We start from the raw sequence: 20086 nt of genomic DNA on the forward strand, positions 1-20086 counted from the left end.
TGAATCCTGATTTTTGTAGCGCAGCGATCCTGGTTCTAATAACCAAATGTTACTATTCCTCAATCACTTGTTCATCTTCCGGAATTTCTAACGAAGTTTTAAAGTCAGAAAATAGATTCTGAGTTTCCGGGTCTTTGGTAAGCTTTGAGGATTCTATAAAATTCCATTGTTGGTTACCATCATCATAAAATCCAATCATGGCGCTTTTTATGGCTACGATTTGATTAGAAGCACTCATTCGTATCTGATTTTTAACCAGGCATCGATATTCACCTTGCTCTTTTACGAGTTCAGAAACTTCAGTTACCTCAGACTTTTCAATACGAATATGACCTTCTTCCATCGCTTTAAACACATCCGTAATTAGGCCTTTCAGTTCTTTTTTACCGTATTTTTTTAGAATTTTAGGATGTGTAAAGCGCAATAGGGTAGGGGCATCCTGGTCGATGGTGGCATCTAATACCTGCTGAGCCTGTGATTGTGCTAGAGCCTTTAAGTCCTCCTTATTTTGAGCGTATGTGCTATGATAAGCTAATAATAGTAATAATAGTATTATTCTCATTCTTCTTCCCTTTTAGGCTTGGTATGTCCTATTCCTTTTTTTGCGTTTTGTTTTCTCATTTCTTCCCCAATTTGGTTAGAAGCGGTAAAAGAAGCAATCATATTATTTAACATATCACTTCCTGCCTGTGGAGAATTCGGTAATAAAATAAGATTGCTGTTCGTTTCTTCTCCTATAGATTGTAAAGTGTCGTAATGTTGCGTAACTACAATAAGAGCAGATGCTTCCTGAGAATTGATTCCTACATTATTTAATACATCCACACTTTCTTCCAGTCCGCGCGCAATTTCTCTTCGCTGATCCGCAATACCTTGTCCTTGTAAACGCTTACTTTCTGCTTCTGCACGTGCTTTGGCTACAATTTTAATTCGTTCTGCTTCTGCTTCATATTCCGCAGCTACTTTTTCACGTTCGGCGGCGTTGATACGGTTCATTGCTTCTTTCACTTGTAAGTCCGGGTCAATATCTGTTACTAGTGTTTTAATAATATCATAGCCATAATTTACCATGGCTTCGTTTAATTCCTGTTTAACTGCAATGGCAATATCATCCTTACGTTCAAAAACATCATCTAATTTCATTTTAGGAACTTCAGCACGTACCACATCAAAAACATAAGAAGTAATCTGGTCATTAGGATTTTCTAATTTGTAAAAAGCATCGTATACTTTCTCTTTAATCACCTGGAACTGTACGGATATTTTTAGGCGTACAAAAACATCATCCTTAGTTTTAGTCTCAACAATCACATCTAGCTGTTGAATTTTTAGGTTAATTCGCCCCGCAATCCGATCAAATACAGGTATTTTAAAATGCAACCCGGAATTACGAATGCTATGAAATTTTCCGAAGCGTTCTACAATTGCTGCTGTTTGCTGTCTTACGGTAAATATTCCGGACAAAAGAATAATAATAGCAAATATGACAAAAGGTATAAATACAAACATAAAATTAAGTTATTGATAATTAATTTAATCTTTGAGTAAGATACTTAATATTTGGGTGTAAAACAGCAACTTTCCGGATTCAAAAAGATATCTTTTAGCTGGAAAACTAAATTATAAAGTTCAATTCTGTAAATACGTTACAAACTCGTCTAAAAGGGAAAGATAGAATTAGTTCATTACTTTAGTCACACAAAACTTACCAATGGTTGTAAAGTTAGATTTATCAAAGCACGAACCCATTCCAAAAGTGATTCACATCAGTTGGAAAACCAAGGATATTTTACAAAATCAAAGTCCGGTTATTTTAAATGGTTTAATCAATCTTAAAAACCTAAACCCGGAATATTCATTTGAGATCAGTGACGATCAGGATATTGAACATTACTTGAAAAACCAATTAGGAGCTTGGGATTATTTTAAAATTAAAAACAAAAAAATTGTTGAGAAAGTTGATCTATGGCGACTTCTTAAAATTTATAATGAAGGTGGAGTTTATGTTGATATTGACAGGTATTGTAATATCCCTTTCGATCAGATTATTAAAAAGGAAACCAGATGTATTCTACCAACTCACGGGGATATTGATTTTTCGCAGGATTTGATAATTAGTTGTAAACACAATCTGTTGTATAAAACTGCAATTAAAGATAACTTAAAAGCACGCTTTTTTATCAACCCAAGAGGTGTTTTTCATCTGGGACCGCCATTATATATGAAAACCGTTACAAAAGTTGTTTTCGGAAAAGCTAATAGACGACGACCGGGTAAGGAGGTGATGGAAAGTTATAGAAAAGCATTGCAAGATTCTCCGTATTTTCAAACTTATAAAGAAGATTTACCAAATAACTCTTTGATTTTTAAATACGATAAAAATACTTTTCAACTAGGGAACGGCATGAATAAAGTTGAGTTCTATCAATCCCAAAATATAGTGCCATGGAATAGGGGAAAAGATAAAAACACGCTTATTCTTATCCTATTCATAATTGGTGTTACGATATTTTTATTTCTTTTTCTTTAAAACTTACTTTGATACTATGATCATTGCAAGATAAGAACCACTGATGTAATCAATAGATTCCAGTTTCCAACCCTGTTTAGACAATGAATTCAAGGTGGTTTCAATTTCTGCCCTAAATTTTTCTAACGACCAGTGATTAATAACTTTTACAACTTTAAACTGTTTGGTCATGGGTAGAAGCGTTTTTAGAAATAGCTGTTTGAATCCTATTGATGCTTTCTTCTTTACTAATAACACTCATAATTTCAAAAACATCTACACCCTGTAAAGAACCTACCAATGCAATCCGAAGGGGCATCATTACTTTACCAAAACTAATTTCCTGAGAAGCGATCCATTCTTTTACTCTTTTATTTACAGTATTTGCCGAGAAATCTTGTATTTCGTCAATAACAGGAAGTAGTTGTTCTAAAAGCTCCCCGGTATCCGATTTCCAGGATTTTTTAATGGCTTTTTCATCGTAAGTATCAGGACTTTTAAAAAAATAAATGCTTAAATCCCAGAGGTCCTTTGCAAAAATTGCACGTTCTCTAACCAAATCAACAATTTTATTGATATCAAGATTAGTTTTTATGTTTTTTTCGTCTAAGATCTTTTTAAACTCTTCTAGTAAATAAGAATGATCTGCCTCGTGTAGATACTGTTGTTGAAACCACTTGGTTTTATCCGGATCAAATTTTGCTCCTGCTTTAGTTACCTGTTCTAACGAGAAAAGTTGTATTAATTCTTCCGTTGATAAAATTTCCTGATCAGATTCGGGATGCCAACCTAGTAAAGCTAGCATGTTAACAACCGCTTCGGGTAGATAGCCTTCTTCCTTATAGCCATTAGAAACCTCACCGGTTTTTGGGTCTTTCCATTCCAACGGAAAAACTGGGAATCCCATTTTATCACCATCCCGTTTACTTAGTTTTCCTTTGCCCACTGGTTTTAGGATTAAAGGTAAATGTGCAAATTTCGGACTTTCCCGTTCAAAAGCCTGGTATAACAAATGATGTAAAGCCAGAGAAGGTAACCATTCCTCTCCTCGGATAACATGAGAAATTTTCATTAAGTGATCATCTACCACATTAGCCAAATGGTACGTAGGCATCCCGTCACTTTTAAATAGTACTTTATCGTCCAGGGTATTACTATCTATTTCAATGTCACCCCTTACAATATCATCTAATTGTAGAATTTTGTCTTTAGGAACTTTAAAACGAATTACATAAGCTTCGTTAGCTTCCATTTTTTGTTGCACCTCTTCTTTAGAAAGTTTAAGGGAATTATTTAGTTTCTCCCGGTTGTGCCAGTTATAGATAAAGGTTTTTCCTTTAGCTTCATGATCCTTACGATGTTGGTCTAAAGCTTCAGGAGTATCAAAAGCATAATATGCTTTCCCATTTTCAATTAATTGATCCGCATATTCTTTATAAAGATCTTTACGTTCACTTTGTCGATAAGGTCCAAAGTCACCCAGTTGCTTTGCACTTTCATCCGGATGAATACCACACCAGGACAGTGCTTCATCAATATATTGTTCAGCACCTTCTACAAATCGGTTTTGATCGGTATCTTCTATTCTTAAAATAAAAGTACCCTGATGTTTTTTAGCAAATAAATAATTAAACAGGGCAGTTCGTACCCCACCGATATGAAGGGGGCCGGTAGGACTGGGTGCAAATCGAACACGTATATCTTTTGTCATAATCTTACTTAAAATAGTTCACAAAGATATAGGGATCAGTCGAACATCCGTATGGAATCCGTAAAATAATGTGCTTAAACTACCATTTTCTGCATCTGTGGTAGCACAGTGTTATTCATAAGCCTATTCTTAACACAAGTAGCAATTGGTATGGTATATGCTGCTATAATATTTAAACCTATCTTTTTAAGAAATAAATTGATTTGAATTTTACTTTTTTGGTCAAATAAAGCTAAAACAAGAGATTAGCATTCACAAACACCTTTTAGAAACTCAGAAATTCCAGTAACTTTATAGTAATATTTTAAAGCGTCAAAAAATAGCATGGAGAACTTTGCAAAAATAAAAGAAAAGTTAGAAGGCTTTATTAAAAAGTTTTATGTTAATGAGTTGATAAAAGGGAGTATATTATTTATCTCCCTGGGGTTGCTATATTTTTTAATCACTCTACTTATTGAGCACTTTCTATGGTTAAGTAGTATGGGTAGAACTATTTTATTTTGGGGTTTTATTGCGGGCGAACTTTTTTTACTGTTTCGATTTATTATAATACCATTAGCAAGGTTAAATCGGTTGGCAAAAGGTATAGGCTTTAAAGAAGCATCCACTATGATTGGCGCTTATTTTCCGGAGGTTCAGGATAAATTAATTAATCTCTTACAACTTGCCGAGCATAGTGATAATTCGGATTTGGTGATGGCGAGTGTAGATCAGAAATCGGTACAGTTAGCACCGGTACCTTTTAAGATTGCTATTGATTATAAAAAGAATACTAGGTTATTTTGGTTAGCGGGTATTCCAATTTTATTGTTTTTACTGATAAGTCTTTTATATAGTACTAATTGGTTTACAGAAAGTTATACTCGGGTAGTAAACTACGAAACGGCTTATCAACCTCCGGCTCCTTTTCAATTTTTAGTAGTAAATGATAACTTACAGGCTTTAGAAGGTGAGAATTTTACAGTAGAAGTTCGAACGGAAGGTACTACCATTCCTGAAGCGATGAGTATTCAATTTGAAGATCAATCCTATATTATGGATACGAAGGGAATAGGTGTTTTTCAATATACGTTCAATAATCTGGAGACTTCTAAACAATTTCAATTAGAAGCAAATGCAATTCTTTCCGGTAAATATAATTTAAAGGTGGGTAAAGTTCCGGTGCTGTTGGATTTTGAAATGCAATTAAATTATCCAAAATATATAAATAGAAAAAGTGAAGTTCTTAAAAGTACAGGGAATGCAAACATTCCCGAAGGAACTCAGGTAACTTGGAAAGTTAAAACCAGAAATACGGATAATGTAAAACTTATTAAGCGAGATACAACCATACAATTCTTAAAGAACGCATCTGATTTTCAAGCGATGCAAACTATATACTCCGGTTTTAGCTATGATTTATCAACTTCTAATAATATAGTGAATGACTATGATAAATTAACCTTTACTATAAAAGCAATTAAAGATCAATACCCGGAAATTAAAGTGGTTTCCAAACAAGATTCGATATCAGAGTTAGAAACTTTCTTTCTAGGGAAAGTAAGCGATGATTACGGGTTAACTAAAGTAAACCTGGTATATTATGATAGAAATCGACCTCTACAAAAAAGTATAAAAACACTTTCCGTTTCTAAAGATAATATAGGTGAATTTGTTACTTCTTTTCCTGGAGCATTACAATTAGAAGAAGGAGTAGATTACGAATTGTATTTTGAAGTGTACGATAATGATGTGCTTCACAATTATAAAAAATCCAAAAGTAAAGTATATACTTTTAGGAATTCTACGGAAGATGAAAAGCAAAATCAAAACTTGCAACAACAAAAGGAAGCAATATCCGGGTTAAATAATTCATTGTCTAAATTTAAAAAGCAGCAGGAAGAATTAAAGGCAATTAATAAATTACAGAAGGAAAAGAAACAGTTGGATTATGAGGATAAAAGAAAATTAAAAACTTTTTTGGAACAACAGGAGCAACAAGAGAAATTGCTAAAAAAGTTTAATGAGCAATTAAAAGGTAGCTTAGATAAAACAAAAAAGAGTAAACAGGAACCTTTTAAGAATGCCTTAAAAGAAATGATGGAACGTAATGAAGAGCGATTAAAAAAGAATGAAGAATTACGTAAAGAATTGGAAAAGTTGGCGGATAAAATTCGAAAAGAAGAATTTTCTGAAAAGCTGGATGAGCTGGGGAAAGAAAATAAGAATATTGAAAAGAACCTGGATCAATTGTTAGAATTAACAAAGCGTTTTTATGTAATTGAGAAACATGAAAAATTGGGAGATCAACTTAAAAAATTGAGTAAAGATCAGGAGAAACTGGCAAATTCGGATGAGCTTGAAAACACAAAAGAGAAGCAGGATAGTATTAATAAACAATTTGATAAGTTTCAAAAGGAGTTCGAAGAACTACGCAAAGAAAATAAGAAATTAAGAAAGCCTATGCAACTGGATCAAAAGAAATCTGATGAAAAAGAAATTGAAGAAGAATTAAATAAAGCGTCAGAGAAATTAGGTCAGGAAAAAAAGGAAGATGCAAAAAAGAATCAAAAAAGCGCCGCAGAAAAAATGAAGCAAATGCAACAGCAGATGCAACGAGAAATGCAAATGAATGGCGAAGCGCAGCAAGCGGAGGACGTAGAAATGTTACGCCAGATTTTGGACAATCTTGTGGATTACTCCTTATGGCAAGAAGGGTTAATGGAGAATTTTAAAGAAATGGGTGTAAATAATCCTTCCTATTCTCAAAAGTTAAAGCGGCAAAGCGTTCTGAAGGAAAACTTTATCCACATCGATGATAGTTTATATGCTTTGGCGTTAAGGACTCCTCAAATTTCGGATAAAGTGACAGAAAAGGTGACGGATATTGAGTACAATATGGATAAAGCATTGGATTACTTATCACAAAACCAATTAATGATAGGTGCATCTAGTCAACAGTATGCAGTAACCGGGGCTAACGAACTGGCATATATGTTAAGTCAGGCCTTAGACCAAATGCAGAATGGTATGCCTTCAAAAGGAAGAGGAAAAAATTCAAAAGGTTTTCAATTACCGGATATTATAAAAAAGCAACAAGAACTTTCTGAAGAAATGAAACCGGGTGGTAAGGAAGGAAAAAAGAAAGGTGAGGAGGAAGGTCAGGGAGAAGAAGGCGAGAAGGGCAAACAAGGAGAACAGGGACAAAAAGGGAAGCAAGGTAACGAGGGTCAGGAAGGTCAGGATGCTGGTAAAAAAGGTAATCAAGGACAGAATGGAGAAGAGGGTGAAGGCACTGATGGAGATAAGGGTAATTCAGGTAAAGGCAAATCTGGGAAAGGGAATCAAAATAAATCGGGTCAAGAAGGGAAAGACGGTAATAAAGGAAATTCCAAGACAGGTGATAAAAAAGGTAGTAAAGGTAGCAAAGAAGGTGGTGAAGATGAAGGGGAATTCGGAGAAGAAAGGGAGAGTGAGCAAATTTTTGAAATCTACAAACAACAACAGGAATTAAGAAACAAGTTAAAAGACAAGTTAGAAAGTGCAGGTTTTAAAGATGAAAAAGGAAGCCGTATTTTACAAAAAATGGAACAGGTAGAACAAGAGTTGTTACAAAACGGATTGAACGAATCAACTAGGAAGAAGATGGTAGATATCAAACATGAATTAATGAAATTGGAAAAAGCAGATTTGGAACAGGGAGAGGACAATAAGCGTGAAAGTAATACCAATCAAAAAACATTTGATCCGGCGACTAGCATTGATGAAAAAGGGATAAAACAATATTTTAATTCGGTTGAAATTTTAAACAGACAAACCTTACCTTTGCAACCCACTTTTAAAACCAAGGTGCAAAAGTATTTTAAGGTAGGTAATGATTGAGTTTTTTTATCATGATGTCGATTTTGAATTGAATAATACGAATGAGTATGCTTCCTGGATTTTGGAGATTGGTAAAAGCGAAGGCAAGGAAATTGGTGATATAAACTTTATTTTCTGTACGGATGAATATCTTTTAAACATCAATAAGGAGTTTCTTTCGCATAATACCTATACAGACATTATTACTTTTGATTATAAAATGGGCGAAGAACTAAATGGTGAAATCTATATATCTATAGAAAGGGTTCAAGAGAATGCTGAAGTTTATAATATCGATTTCACTCACGAATTGAAAAGAGTAATGTCTCATGGAATTCTGCATATGTGTGGATACGAAGATAGGACTGATGATGATAAATCGCAGATGAGAAAGTTAGAGAATGATAAAATTAATTTGTTCCACGTGGAACTATAAATAAAATGTTCCACGTGGAACTTTATTATGTTTGATAGGATTTATGATGTTATAGTTGTTGGAGCCGGACATGCCGGAAGTGAAGCCGCCGCCGCCGCCGCCAACATGGGATGCAGTACTTTGTTAATTACGATGAATTTGCAAAACATTGCACAGATGAGTTGTAATCCGGCAATGGGAGGTATTGCAAAAGGACAGATTGTTAGAGAGATTGATGCCTTGGGTGGATATAGCGGTATCGTAAGTGATCGTACCGCTATACAATTTAAAATGCTTAATAAGTCAAAAGGACCCGCAATGTGGAGTCCGAGAGTGCAAAGTGATCGAATGCGCTTTGCTGAGGAGTGGCGTTTACTTTTAGAACAAACTCCTAATCTCGATTTTTACCAGGAAATGGTTAGCGGACTTTTGATTGAAAAAGATAAAGTGGTAGGAGTTAAAACTTCTCTAGGAATTGAGATCAAAGCTAAGTCCGTAGTCTTAACTAATGGCACTTTCTTAAACGGACTTATTCATATTGGTGAAAAGCAATTTGGAGGCGGTAGGGCAGGAGAAAGAGCTGCCACCGGAATAACAGAACAATTAATTAATCTTGGTTTTGATGCTGGCCGAATGAAAACCGGAACACCTCCCAGGGTAGATGGCAGATCTTTGGATTATTCTAAAATGGTGGAACAACCTGGTGACGAACAACCGGAAAAGTTCAGTTATTCTAAAATGACCAAACCCTTAACTCAGCAGCGATCCTGTTACATGACTTATACTTCAGAAAAAGTACATGACACCTTACGTACAGGTTTTGATCGTTCTCCTATGTTTAATGGTAGTATTAAGAGTATAGGACCTCGGTATTGCCCTTCTATTGAAGATAAAATCAATCGTTTTGCGGATAAAGAAAGGCATCAATTGTTTGTAGAACCCGAAGGATGGAATACTGTCGAAGTTTATGTCAATGGTTTCTCAACTTCTTTACCGGAAGAGGTTCAATTTGAATCTTTAAGAAAAGTGGTTGGATTTGAAAAGGTAAAATTTTTTAGACCAGGGTATGCGATCGAATATGATTATTTTCCACCTACTCAATTAGCTCATACCTTAGAAACAAAAGTAGTATCCGGATTATATTTTGCAGGTCAAATTAACGGAACTACCGGGTATGAAGAAGCAGCTTCGCAAGGATTAATGGCAGGTATCAATGCGGCTCTAAAAGTACAGGAAAAAGAATCCTTTACACTTCAAAGAAACGAAGCTTATATTGGTGTTTTAATTGACGATTTAATTACTAAAGGGACCGAAGAACCCTATCGAATGTTTACCTCACGGGCAGAATATAGAACACTTTTACGTCAGGATAATGCAGACTTTAGGCTTACGCCAAAATCTTTTAAAATAGGTCTAGCTTCTAAAGAACGGATGCAACTTATGGAAGAGAAACAAAAATCATCGCATGACTTTGTAGAATTCTTTAAGAAAACAAGTGTAGCTCCTGAAGAAATTAATCCTATTCTTAAAGAAAAAGGTTCTTCTCCGGTTTCACAAAGTGGTAAACTTTTTAAAATATTTGCCCGACCACAAATTACATTGGATGATTTAAAAGAAGTAATAAAAGTTGCTGAATATATTGATGAGCATAACCTGGAACGAGAAGTGCTTGAACAAACAGAAATCCAAATTAAATATTCCGGTTATATCGAAAAAGAAAAGAATAATGCTGATAAATTAAATCGATTAGAAAATATTAAAATCCCAAAGAATTTCGATTATACCAAACTGAAATCCCTTTCTTATGAAGCTTGTGAAAAGATGTCCCGAATTAAACCGGTAAGCATATCTCAAGCCTCCCGAATAAGTGGTGTTTCGCCTAGTGACATATCTGTTTTATTAGTGTATATGGGACGGTAAATGTAGTTTTACTAGTAATATAAAATTGTAAACTGGGAGTAGTGTAATAAAAATTAGTTTAATTGTAATTGTACTCATTTAAAGTTTGGAAAAAATTACCCAATGGTTCAATTAGTAATAAACATTTCTACATATAGAAGTGGTTTAAATTTTTCTGATTGAAGCGAAAAATAGGTATTTTTTGCTTAATAAAATCATTTTCAGTTGCATAGCCGTAGCTACGGAACTTAAAAATGATAAAAAGTAAGTGAAAAAGTATGTTCTAAATTCAGTTTGGGAAATATTTTGCAGCCAATTAATGAAAGTTTAAACAACTTCAATATAAAAACATCATGTTTCTACGTAAAACTTTAATCAAATTCTAAATTTTTCATTTTTCAAATGAGTGTTGAGCAGAAAACGTACATTATTACTAAAGACTATACAGTCAGTAATAAAGAATTTAGTTTGCAATATGACGAAGAGACAGATATCCTGTATACTTCTCCAAAACCTGAATTACAAAGCCTGTCCAAATATTACGATAGTCCTTCCTATATTTCTCATACGGATAATCATAAAGGTTTGTTTAATCAAATGTATCAACAAGTTAAAAAACTGGCATTACATCATAAGGTTAAGCTTATCCGGAAATGGAATAAAAATGGTGGAGTGCTATTAGATATTGGAGCGGGTACGGGTGATTTTTTAGTAGAAGCAAAAAAAAAGGGATGGAATGTTCAGGGTATTGAACCGAATGTAGTAGCCAGAGAAAATGCTTTAAAAAAAGAAATAACCCTACATACAGCATATACTAGTTTTAAAGAACGTAGTTTTGATGTGATTACCATGTGGCATGTACTAGAGCATATTTATAATCTGGACAATCAAATCAATTTGATTAGTACCTATTTAAAAAAGGAAGGGACTTTAATCATAGCAGTTCCTAACTATAAATCTTTTGATGCAAATTACTACAAAGAATTTTGGGCAGCTTATGATGTTCCCAGACATTTATGGCATTTTTCAAAAAAATCAATATCTATTATATTTGAAAAATACGGGTTTGAAGTTCAAAAAGTAAAACCCATGTGGTTTGATTCTTTTTATGTTTCTATTTTATCAGAGAAATATAAAAATAGTAAAATTGCCTTATTAAAAGGTTTAGGTATTGGCTTATACTCAAATGTAGAGGCAAAATGGAAAACAAAGGAGTTTTCATCTCAAATTTATATTTTAAAAAGAATGAAAAGCAAAAATAAGCCTATTTAAAAGCTTTTTTCTTTTAGAAAGATAGAAACCTAGTACTTACAATTTTTGTTCGCTATAAGGGCTTATAAATAACAGTTTTCTAATAGACATCCTCTATTAATTTAAGAATACTATTTATTTTACTAATACTTGTGAAATAAGAAGAATATAAATTTAAATATCCCTGATCTTTAATACTTTTGCATAAATTTTTAAAAAACCAGAAATGAAAAAATATTTAGGGATTTTAGTACTAAGCATATTTTTTGCTTCATGTAATCAGTCCTCAGAAAAAACAGGCTATGTAAATAATACTAAAATTGTTTCCGAATATTTGGAGATGAAAGCGGCTCAAGATAAATGGACTAAAATGAATGATGATTTAAGAACCGAATTAGAAGGTAAGGCAAAAGAATTTCAACAGGAGGTTCAAGGGTATCAAAGTATTATGAAATCTATGACCAAAGCCAATAGAGAGAAGAAAGAACAGGAGTTGATGGCAAAGCAACAAAACTTACAGAGAGAACAGCAAGTAAAAATGCAAGAAATCCAGGATGGTAGTAAGGTAGAAATTGATTCTATTATCAACAAAGTAAAAGATTTTGTAAAAGACTACGGAAAAAACAATGGCTATACGTACATCTTTGGAGAAACCGAAGTAGGAAACATCTTTTACGCAAAGGATAATCTTGATATTACTGAAGAAGTACTAACTGAACTCAATAAGAATATTGATACAGCCAAAACTTCCTCTACTGAGGAATAGAAAATTTTAATAAAATGGTATAAAAAAAAGGTCATTTTGCAGAATGACCTTTTTTAGTTTTATTGATTGTTTTGCAGTAGGATTAAAAACTACTGATTTCGTCTTCTTACCACTATTAATGAAGCATCCATAGAACCTCGGCTGGTGGTATTAATAGGTAATGATTGTGCATCTAATCGACTATTATTTTCAGTACGTGTAAACAACCTATTTGCATACCAACCTTCACTTGCAGGATTAATTTTAAAACCAGGGCAAGTTCCTAAAAAAGTTCCACCGGGACCAACTAAAGGAAATGCTTCAGTATCACTACATGAATTATTAACACAACTTCCAGTAAAATCATTTAAAACATATTTTTCAATATTACCAAAATTAGGAATTTCCTTTTTTATCCCAATCGCGAAAGCACTTAACTTTGATGCTGCAGGAAAGATATAAGATCCACCTGATGCAATCCAGGTATTACCCGAAGGATAAGATTCTTTAAGCAGTGCCCCATTTTTTGAAACTTCTCCAAAACCTAAAAAATCTAAATTTGCCCCACCCCCTATTAATTCATAGTCGTTTGGTAATGTAGCACTTGTCCTATTAAACTTGGCAAAACTAGAATAGCCTCTTTTAATTAGCATATATTCTTTTAATTTGGATTCAGGTATATACTTCCCATCATTATCTTTAAGTCGTAACCCAATTACACTTATAGTAACAGGAAAGCCAATTTTGGGAGAGTTATTACCATGATATTTAGCAGCAATTGTCCAACCCTTATATGCATCATTTCTACCAGAGGAAGGATAGGATTCATAAATAAAAGCTCCTATTCCTGGAATACTAACAGATCCTCCAATACATATATAACCATCAGGCACTAAAGTAGTTTTCTTAAAATCAGCAGGGTCGCCTTCATCCTCAGAATTATATCTTTTTTCTATATAAATAATTTCAATTTGCCCCGAACCATCAGTATACGTACGTACAAAATCAGTAGAACTTTTTGTCTCATAGTTTCCCGTTTCATTAATTGGTTCAGTTTCACAGGCATTAAATACCATACAAATCGCTAATAGTAAAAGAATTTTTTCATTTTAAAAGATTAAAGTTAGTAATTGTTTAGTAAGGCTTAAAAGTATAAATTTTGGTTAAACCGAAGGGAAATTTAATTATACTTTTAGGTTAAATATAGGTTTTAGTACCCTGTTGTATTACTATTAGAAGTTGGTATTAAGTTATAATTAAATGGAATGGAATTAATTTAACATATAAAACTTTGTAAGGAAACTCCTTATAAAATGAATTAGATAATAAAAATACAGGCTAAAATCATTAGAAAATTTACACTTAATCGGAATAATTGACGTTTTATATGCTTTAGGAAATTATTAATTATTTCTAAATTTAGTACCTTTGATCTAAACTAACAATTGTTAAATCGGAATTATTGGAGAAATATTAACAGTTATAAGAAAAAATTTTCATAAAATTGTAATCCCAATTTTAATTTAAAAGCTTGATAAATAGAAGTTTATCTTTATTTTTAAAGAATGGATTGGATACTAAAACAAACGTATGAATTATCTTAAAATGATCGTAAGAATATTATTACAAAAAAAAACGAAAAATTACGGTATTATAATTTAATTATTTATAATTTTATGTCATTACGATAAATATATTAACAAGATTATTAACATGCGCCCCAAACGCTACGATTTAATATGAAACTAATGACATCATTATCACAAAAATATGATGCTATGAATGGTAAAACATTACTATCATTGTGGGTACTACTTTTTGTAGTATCTGCAAATCTAATATACGGACAATCTCGCTCTATTCAAAAACCCGAATTGCAAAATTTTTCTAGTGCGTGTGCTACTACTAGTAAAAATGAATTTACGGTACTCGCGTTGTTGTCACCCGGTGCCGCGCTTCCCAATGGAAATGAGTTTATATTACAGCGATCAGATCCTAATGGAGATTTTAGTAATGCTATTGAATTGGCTAGAGCCAATGGTCCTAATAATGGTACCTCAAGCGAACAAGAAATAGAATTTGAAAATTTTTCTATTCCTACTACGAGTAGTAGTGATACCTATAAATTACGAGTGATTGCTTCCCTTGATGATAAAATCATAAGTGAGATTTCGGATGATACACCTATGCATTTTTTTAGGGATAGCATTGATCTTCGATTAAATGATCGTAAACCGGTAATTTTTTGTAATGTAGAAACCATCCGTAAAGAATTGGTTATTGAAGTATTGGATAAAGATAAACAACCTATTGATCCGGAACAGTTTGAATGGGAATGGTTTCGGGTAGAAGGGGTTAATAACGATATATTAATACCTGGAGAGAATGGAACCAGTCTTACCGTGACTAGTGAAGGAACTTATGTTGCTAAAATACCACTTGGTGACTGTCAAAATATTTTTAGACGTGCTAGATCTAATGAAGTAACCGTTTCTAAAGTAGAAGTAGATGAAGTTCAAATCATCACTGCTGCTCCTGATTTTTCTTTTTGTCCTGGAGAAGACAAAGTTTTAACCTATACCAATTCCAGCTTTAATTACCAGCACCAATGGTTTAAAGACGGAGAACCTATTGATAAGGCAACCGGCCCTAATATTCGATTATCAGACAATGACTTTGGAGGGGTTTATAGGGTACAATTAGCTATTAGTGATGAATGTAACCAGTTACTGTCAGAACCCGTAACCGTTGTTAATGAAGGTTCCAGTATTACCAAACCCTTACCGGAATTTTTAGTACGTCTCCCACGAGAGGTATTAAACCTTGAGATTGAAACCGATGCACCGCTTGGTAGTACCATTCGCTGGATTGTAGATACTAATATTCAATCTTCGGGCCCTTTACAGAGTCCGACTTCTTCGTTTGATGCACCTCTTATTGCAGTGTATAGAGTAGAAATTGACGCAAATGATGCTTGTAACTCTGCATTGTTTTCACAAACTGAAATTTTAGCCCCAAATAATATTATACCAGTCATCGGTACGGATGATATTATCGATTGTAGCGCAGAAATAATTACGCTAAGAGTTATAGAGGTAAACGGAATCACTAACGTAGGACCCGTACCTCTAACTGAAGATCAGTTAACCAGATTGAATTTTGAATGGTTTAAAGACGATGTCAGCACCGGAGAATTTGGTCGGGAATTTGAAATAAACCGTGGAGATTCAGAAAGCATCTATCGGGTAGAAGCAAGTTTAGATACCGGTGAGTTCACAGCAAGGACTTCAGAAGAATTACCTATTCTATTTTTAGATAACAATATAGAATTAACCGCGGTTCCGGCAATACTTTCAGTAGAAGACGATGCTACGGTTACTATAACCGCTCCGTCTAATGAAAACTTTAGCTATACCTGGTTTGAAATTGTTGGCGGAGAAGAGCGTTTAATAGATGGAGAAACCATAAACGAATTAATAGTGAGTGAACCCGGAATATATCTTGCCAGGATTGCTACCGACCTTTGTGAGGTACCAACCTTGCCTATAGAAATCGGTAAAGAAGGTGAAGTAAGTATTTCAGAGTTAATTCCTAACATTATTACTCCCTTCGGAAGTCCTGGAATTAATGACCGATGGGTGCTTCCCGCACGATTTAGCAGTGCAGATGTAGAAGTAACCATATACAATGTAAACGGTCAACCGGTATTTAATAAAACAGGAGGTTATAATAGCGAGTGGCCGGAAATGGAAGAGGTCAAAGAAGAATTGTACTTCTATATTATCAAAGAAAATCAGGAAGTAACTAAAAAAGGTACGATTACCGTAATGCAATAAACCGTATGAGTCAGAAAGTACGTATCATTTTATTATTATTTGCAATCACTAAGATTTCCTTTGCCCAGGTAGATCCGGGTGTTGCTACGGATAATAGTGCGCTTCCATCTGATTTTATTTCATTACACAACTCCGTTCAGTACAATCGGTTTTTATTCAATCCTACTTTTTCCTTCGTAAGAGAAAATAATACCTATGTAAATATATTCAATCGTAATATTAACGCCACGTTTACAGACAATACCCAAACCTATTTATTAAACTATAATAATGTTATAGCAGAAAAAATGGGGGTAGGAGCCGGTTTATTTCAACAAAATATTGGCGTGATTGTCTACTCGGGAGCAGATTTAAACTATGCCTATAATGTAGAACTAGATCGGGATATGAACCTTACCTTCGGTACGAACCTTAGTTATTCACAAAGTAGGTTAAGTAATACCCGGCTGGATGAGGTGAATACAAACGATCCTGTTTTAAATAATTTTCCCGAAAATTCAGTAATGTTTCTACACCCCGGGGTGAATTTTAATTACCAGGCGTTTGACGTAGGGGTTTCTGTAGTAAACGCAGTAGCCTATAATTTTACCAATAGCGAACTACTTACGGATCAGATGATATATAGTGGTCATGCCATGTATACTACAGAATTAAACTGGCGGGAGGATACAGAATTACGTGTCATGGGATACGGACAGATGCCTGCCGAAGGTGATCTGCGGTATGGTGGTAATGTCCTTTTTGAAATTCCGAAATACGGCTGGGCACAAACGGGCTATAATAGCTTTTTTGGTGCTTCTATTGGTCTGGGTGTAAACGTGACCAAATCAGTTTCTGTTGCCTATACTGTAGAGCCGGGTATCGGGGGTACAGGTACAGCAAATGATTTTGGTGCTACGCACGAATTCGGGTTGGCATTTAACTTTGGTAAAGGAAAAGTAACTGCGAGAAGACCGATTGCTTCTAAGGATGAGGGCTATATTAAAAGGGATTCTGAAATCCGAAGGTTAAAGAAAGAAATTCTGGAACAGAATAAAATTATTCGAAGCTTACAAGCCCAGGGAGATTCTTTAAACCAGGCGCAACGTAGTTTAAGTAGGTTAGAAAAATCCATTGCAGACGCAAAAGCAGAAGAAGAAAGTAGTGCACGTAAGCTAGAACTGCAAAGAGAAGATGAAGTGGAATTGCTAAATGCACAAGGAAAAGACCAGCTTCAATCTGAAAAAAGATTGGCAATGGAACTGCGGAAACAGGAATTAGAAGAAGAGGAAGAGCGTCTTCGTGCACAACGTACACTGGAAAGAGAAGTAAACGAACAAAGACTTGCCCAGGAAGAAGCAGTTGCAGAGGAAGAAACACAGAGTGAGCCGGAAATTGAAGTGGTTGAAACCAATACTTCTGCTAGTGGTAATGATGCAGAAACAGAAGAGCAAAAAGCTATTAAGGAAATTGCAGTAGCCGAAGCAGCTAGAGAAGCGGAAGCAGCCAGACAAGAGGCAGCCGTAGCAGAAGAAGAAGAACGCGAACGATTACAACAAGAAGCCCTTGCCCTTGAAGAACAAATTGCTAAACAAAAAGAGGCAGAATTAAGCGAAGAGGAGCAATTAGAAATAGAAATGGCAGCACAAATTGCCGAAGAAAAAAGATTAGCAGCCTCTCAAAAAGAATTAGAACAGATTGTAAGACAGCAAAATGCTGAAGGTCCCGTACAATCACAAAAAGAACTTGAACAACAATTAGCACTACAAAAAGAGGAAGAAGAACGATTGGCGTCCTCTAAAAAGCTTGAACAGGAAAATAACCTGATTAATGATCCGGCAGAAGAAGCCCGGAAGTTAGAAGAAGCTCGCTTAGCAGAAGAAGCCGAAGCAGCGCGTTTAGAAGCAGCAAGAATTGAAGAAGAAGCACGATTAGCAGAACAAGCCAGAATTGAAGAGGCCGCACGAATTGCCCGGGAAGCAGAAGCAGCAGAAGCAGCACGATTAGAAGAAGAAGCACGTATCGAAAGACAGGCAGCAGAGCAGGCACGTATTGCCGAAGAAGCTAACGTTGCAGAACAAGCCAAAATAGAAGAACAAGCCAAAATAGAAGAACAAGCACGTCAGGAAGCTGAAGCCGCCAGGTTAGCAGAAGAATCCAGAAAAGCCGAGCAAATCATTACCGCAACAGAAACTGCCGTAGCCGCAAAAAATGTAGAAGAATTACGTAGGAGTTCCAAGCTGATTGCCGAGAGTCAGTTTATTCCTCAAGCTAAAAAAGAGGAATTAATCGCTACTATAAACCAAACCATAGCCGATAAAGAAGCTGAAGAAGCGGAACAAGCTCGACTAGCAGAAATTGCGGAACAAGAAAGAATTGCAGAAGAAGCAAGACTAGCTGAAGAAGCAGAGGCAACCCGATTGGCTGAAGAAGCCGAACAAGCACGTCAGGAAGCCGAAGCGGCACGACTGGCAGAAGAATCTAAGAAAGCCGAGCAAATTATTACGGCTACGGAAACTGCCATTGCTGCAAAAAATGTTGAAGAATTACGAAGGAGTTCTAAGCTGATTGCCGAGAGCCAGTTTATTCCACAAGCTAAAAAAGAGGAATTAATTGCCACCATAGACCAAACCATAGCCGATAAGGAAGCTGAAGAAGCCGAAGCAACTCGATTAGCAGAAATTGCAGAACAGGAAAGAATAGCTGAAGAAGCAAGGCAAGCTGAAGAAGCAAGACTAGCAGAAATTGCAGAACAAGAAAGAATTGCCGAAGAAGCAAGACGGGCAGAAGAAGCAAGATTAGCCGAAGAAGCCGAACAAGAGCGTATTGCCGAAGAAGCAAGAAGAGCCGAAGAAGCACGCTTAGCTGAACAAGCTCGTATTGCCGAAGAAGCAAGATTAGCCGAAATTGCAGAGCAGGAAAGAATTGCCGAAGAAGAAAGACAAGCGGAAGCAGCAAAAAGAGCAGCCGCTGCCGAAGAAGCTAGGTTGGCCGCAGAAGCCGCGGAAAATCCGGAAGATATTGAAGAGATTCAGAAAGAATTGGACAATAGCAGTAGAATTACAAATAAATTAATTGCGACCCGGGATTCTTTATTGACTTCCAGTAACAATGTAGATAAAAGAGATTTTACAAAGCTTTTAGAATCCCTGGTAAATATGGATAATCAGGCTAAAGAAGTTAAAAAAGAAAGAGACCTGATTAGCTCTAAGCGTTTAACTGCAGATAATCGGTTTATAAAATTTGCTGAAGCTACCCGTCCGGAAGCCAAATATGCCACTAAGTTTTTACCCGGGTATGAAGAAGGCTTTTATCTGATAGGAAATGTTTTTAACGGAGGAGAGTATGCAGATAAGTTTACCAGTACTTTAAAAGGTCTGGGTTTTGATAATGCAGAAGTTATTGAGAATCGAGAAAACGGGTATCAATACGTAGCTATTGAAAAATTTAAAGATAAAGACGAAGCCGCAGAGAAGTATTTAAATAACCTGGACAACCGATATTTTGGAGATATGTGGATTTTACAAGTGGCAAAAAACAGGGTAGAATCTATGAAAAAACTAGTTCAGGAATCTCGGGTAATTATGGGATCGCTTAAAGATGACTCGGTGATTAAAGATAATTTATCATATATAGCCGGTCATGATATCAAAAACGGATATTACCTGATTACCAGTATATTTAAAAGAGAAAATTATTTCGAAAGAGGCATGCAACGTCTAAGGGATCGTGGACTGGAACCTAAGTATTTCCGTAGTCCTAAGGATAACTATTTGTACATCTATATAGATCGGTACGAAACCCTAGATGAAGCAAAAAAAGATTTATTTTCTAATGTAGGTGGTGCATATGACGGAGATATGTACATAATGAAAATTGAATAGCCTGTAAAGGTGCCCCA

13 protein-coding genes are annotated in these 20086 nt (G+C 35.1%); 8 read left to right on the forward strand and 5 right to left on the reverse strand.

The window, feature by feature from the left end:
• Positions 1 to 52: 52 nt before the first annotated feature.
• Complete coding sequence (locus tag NBT05_RS05060) at positions 53 to 562, reverse strand: hypothetical protein (RefSeq protein ID WP_265772371.1); 510 nt, start codon at positions 560 to 562, stop codon at positions 53 to 55.
• Positions 559 to 1509 (reverse strand): SPFH domain-containing protein, encoded by a 951-nt coding sequence (locus NBT05_RS05065; RefSeq protein ID WP_265772372.1) that lies wholly within the window; start codon positions 1507 to 1509, stop codon positions 559 to 561. Before NBT05_RS05065 ends, NBT05_RS05060 begins: the two co-directional genes overlap by 4 nt.
• A 202-nt stretch (positions 1510 to 1711) precedes the next feature.
• Here NBT05_RS05065 and NBT05_RS05070 point away from each other — a divergent pair, with 202 nt between their 5' ends.
• Entirely contained in the window at positions 1712 to 2530 is an 819-nt protein-coding gene (locus NBT05_RS05070) for a glycosyltransferase family 32 protein (protein WP_265772373.1), read from the forward strand.
• A gap of 3 nt (positions 2531 to 2533) precedes the next feature.
• On the opposite strand, the gene NBT05_RS05075 is transcribed toward NBT05_RS05070, so the two are convergent.
• The gene (locus NBT05_RS05075; RefSeq protein WP_265772374.1) at positions 2534 to 2701 is read right to left on the reverse strand and encodes a hypothetical protein; all 168 of its coding nucleotides are present in this window, start codon (positions 2699 to 2701) and stop codon (positions 2534 to 2536) included.
• Entirely contained in the window at positions 2685 to 4220 is a 1536-nt protein-coding gene (gene gltX, locus NBT05_RS05080) for a glutamate--tRNA ligase (RefSeq protein WP_265772375.1), read from the reverse strand. Before gltX ends, NBT05_RS05075 begins: the two co-directional genes overlap by 17 nt.
• A gap of 324 nt (positions 4221 to 4544) precedes the next feature.
• On the opposite strand from gltX, the gene NBT05_RS05085 reads away from it, so the two are divergent.
• The 5 genes from NBT05_RS05085 (at position 4545) to NBT05_RS05105 (ending at position 12391) form a co-directional block, all read left to right on the forward strand.
• Positions 4545 to 8081, forward strand: a complete 3537-nt coding sequence (locus NBT05_RS05085) for a DUF4175 family protein (RefSeq protein WP_265772376.1) — start codon at positions 4545 to 4547, stop codon at positions 8079 to 8081.
• Positions 8074 to 8496 (forward strand): rRNA maturation RNase YbeY, encoded by a 423-nt coding sequence (ybeY, locus tag NBT05_RS05090; RefSeq protein ID WP_265772377.1) that lies wholly within the window; start codon positions 8074 to 8076, stop codon positions 8494 to 8496. The genes NBT05_RS05085 and ybeY overlap by 8 nt, the downstream gene beginning before the upstream one ends.
• A gap of 27 nt (positions 8497 to 8523) precedes the next feature.
• Positions 8524 to 10395, forward strand: coding sequence for a tRNA uridine-5-carboxymethylaminomethyl(34) synthesis enzyme MnmG (gene mnmG / locus NBT05_RS05095; RefSeq protein ID WP_265772378.1), 1872 nt, complete (start codon positions 8524 to 8526; stop codon positions 10393 to 10395).
• Between the two features lie 381 nt (positions 10396 to 10776).
• A complete protein-coding gene (locus tag NBT05_RS05100; RefSeq protein ID WP_265772379.1) occupies positions 10777 to 11646 on the forward strand; it encodes a class I SAM-dependent methyltransferase in 870 nt (289 codons plus the stop codon).
• A gap of 205 nt (positions 11647 to 11851) precedes the next feature.
• Entirely contained in the window at positions 11852 to 12391 is a 540-nt protein-coding gene (locus tag NBT05_RS05105) for an OmpH family outer membrane protein (protein WP_265772380.1), read from the forward strand.
• 89 nt (positions 12392 to 12480) lie between these two features.
• Here the strand turns inward: NBT05_RS05105 and NBT05_RS05110 are convergent, their stop codons facing one another.
• Positions 12481 to 13446: a hypothetical protein gene (locus NBT05_RS05110; protein ID WP_265772381.1), complete on the reverse strand. Its 966-nt coding sequence runs from the start codon at positions 13444 to 13446 to the stop codon at positions 12481 to 12483.
• Between the two features lie 672 nt (positions 13447 to 14118).
• On the opposite strand from NBT05_RS05110, the gene NBT05_RS05115 reads away from it, so the two are divergent.
• Positions 14119 to 16206 (forward strand): gliding motility-associated C-terminal domain-containing protein, encoded by a 2088-nt coding sequence (locus NBT05_RS05115; protein WP_265772382.1) that lies wholly within the window; start codon positions 14119 to 14121, stop codon positions 16204 to 16206.
• A 5-nt stretch (positions 16207 to 16211) separates the two neighbouring features.
• Positions 16212 to 20069 (forward strand): PorP/SprF family type IX secretion system membrane protein, encoded by a 3858-nt coding sequence (locus NBT05_RS05120; RefSeq protein WP_265772383.1) that lies wholly within the window; start codon positions 16212 to 16214, stop codon positions 20067 to 20069.
• Positions 20070 to 20086: the final 17 nt, after the last annotated feature.

The sequence above is a fragment of the Aquimarina sp. ERC-38 genome (genome assembly GCF_026222555.1).
Lineage (GTDB): Bacteria > Bacteroidota > Bacteroidia > Flavobacteriales > Flavobacteriaceae > Aquimarina.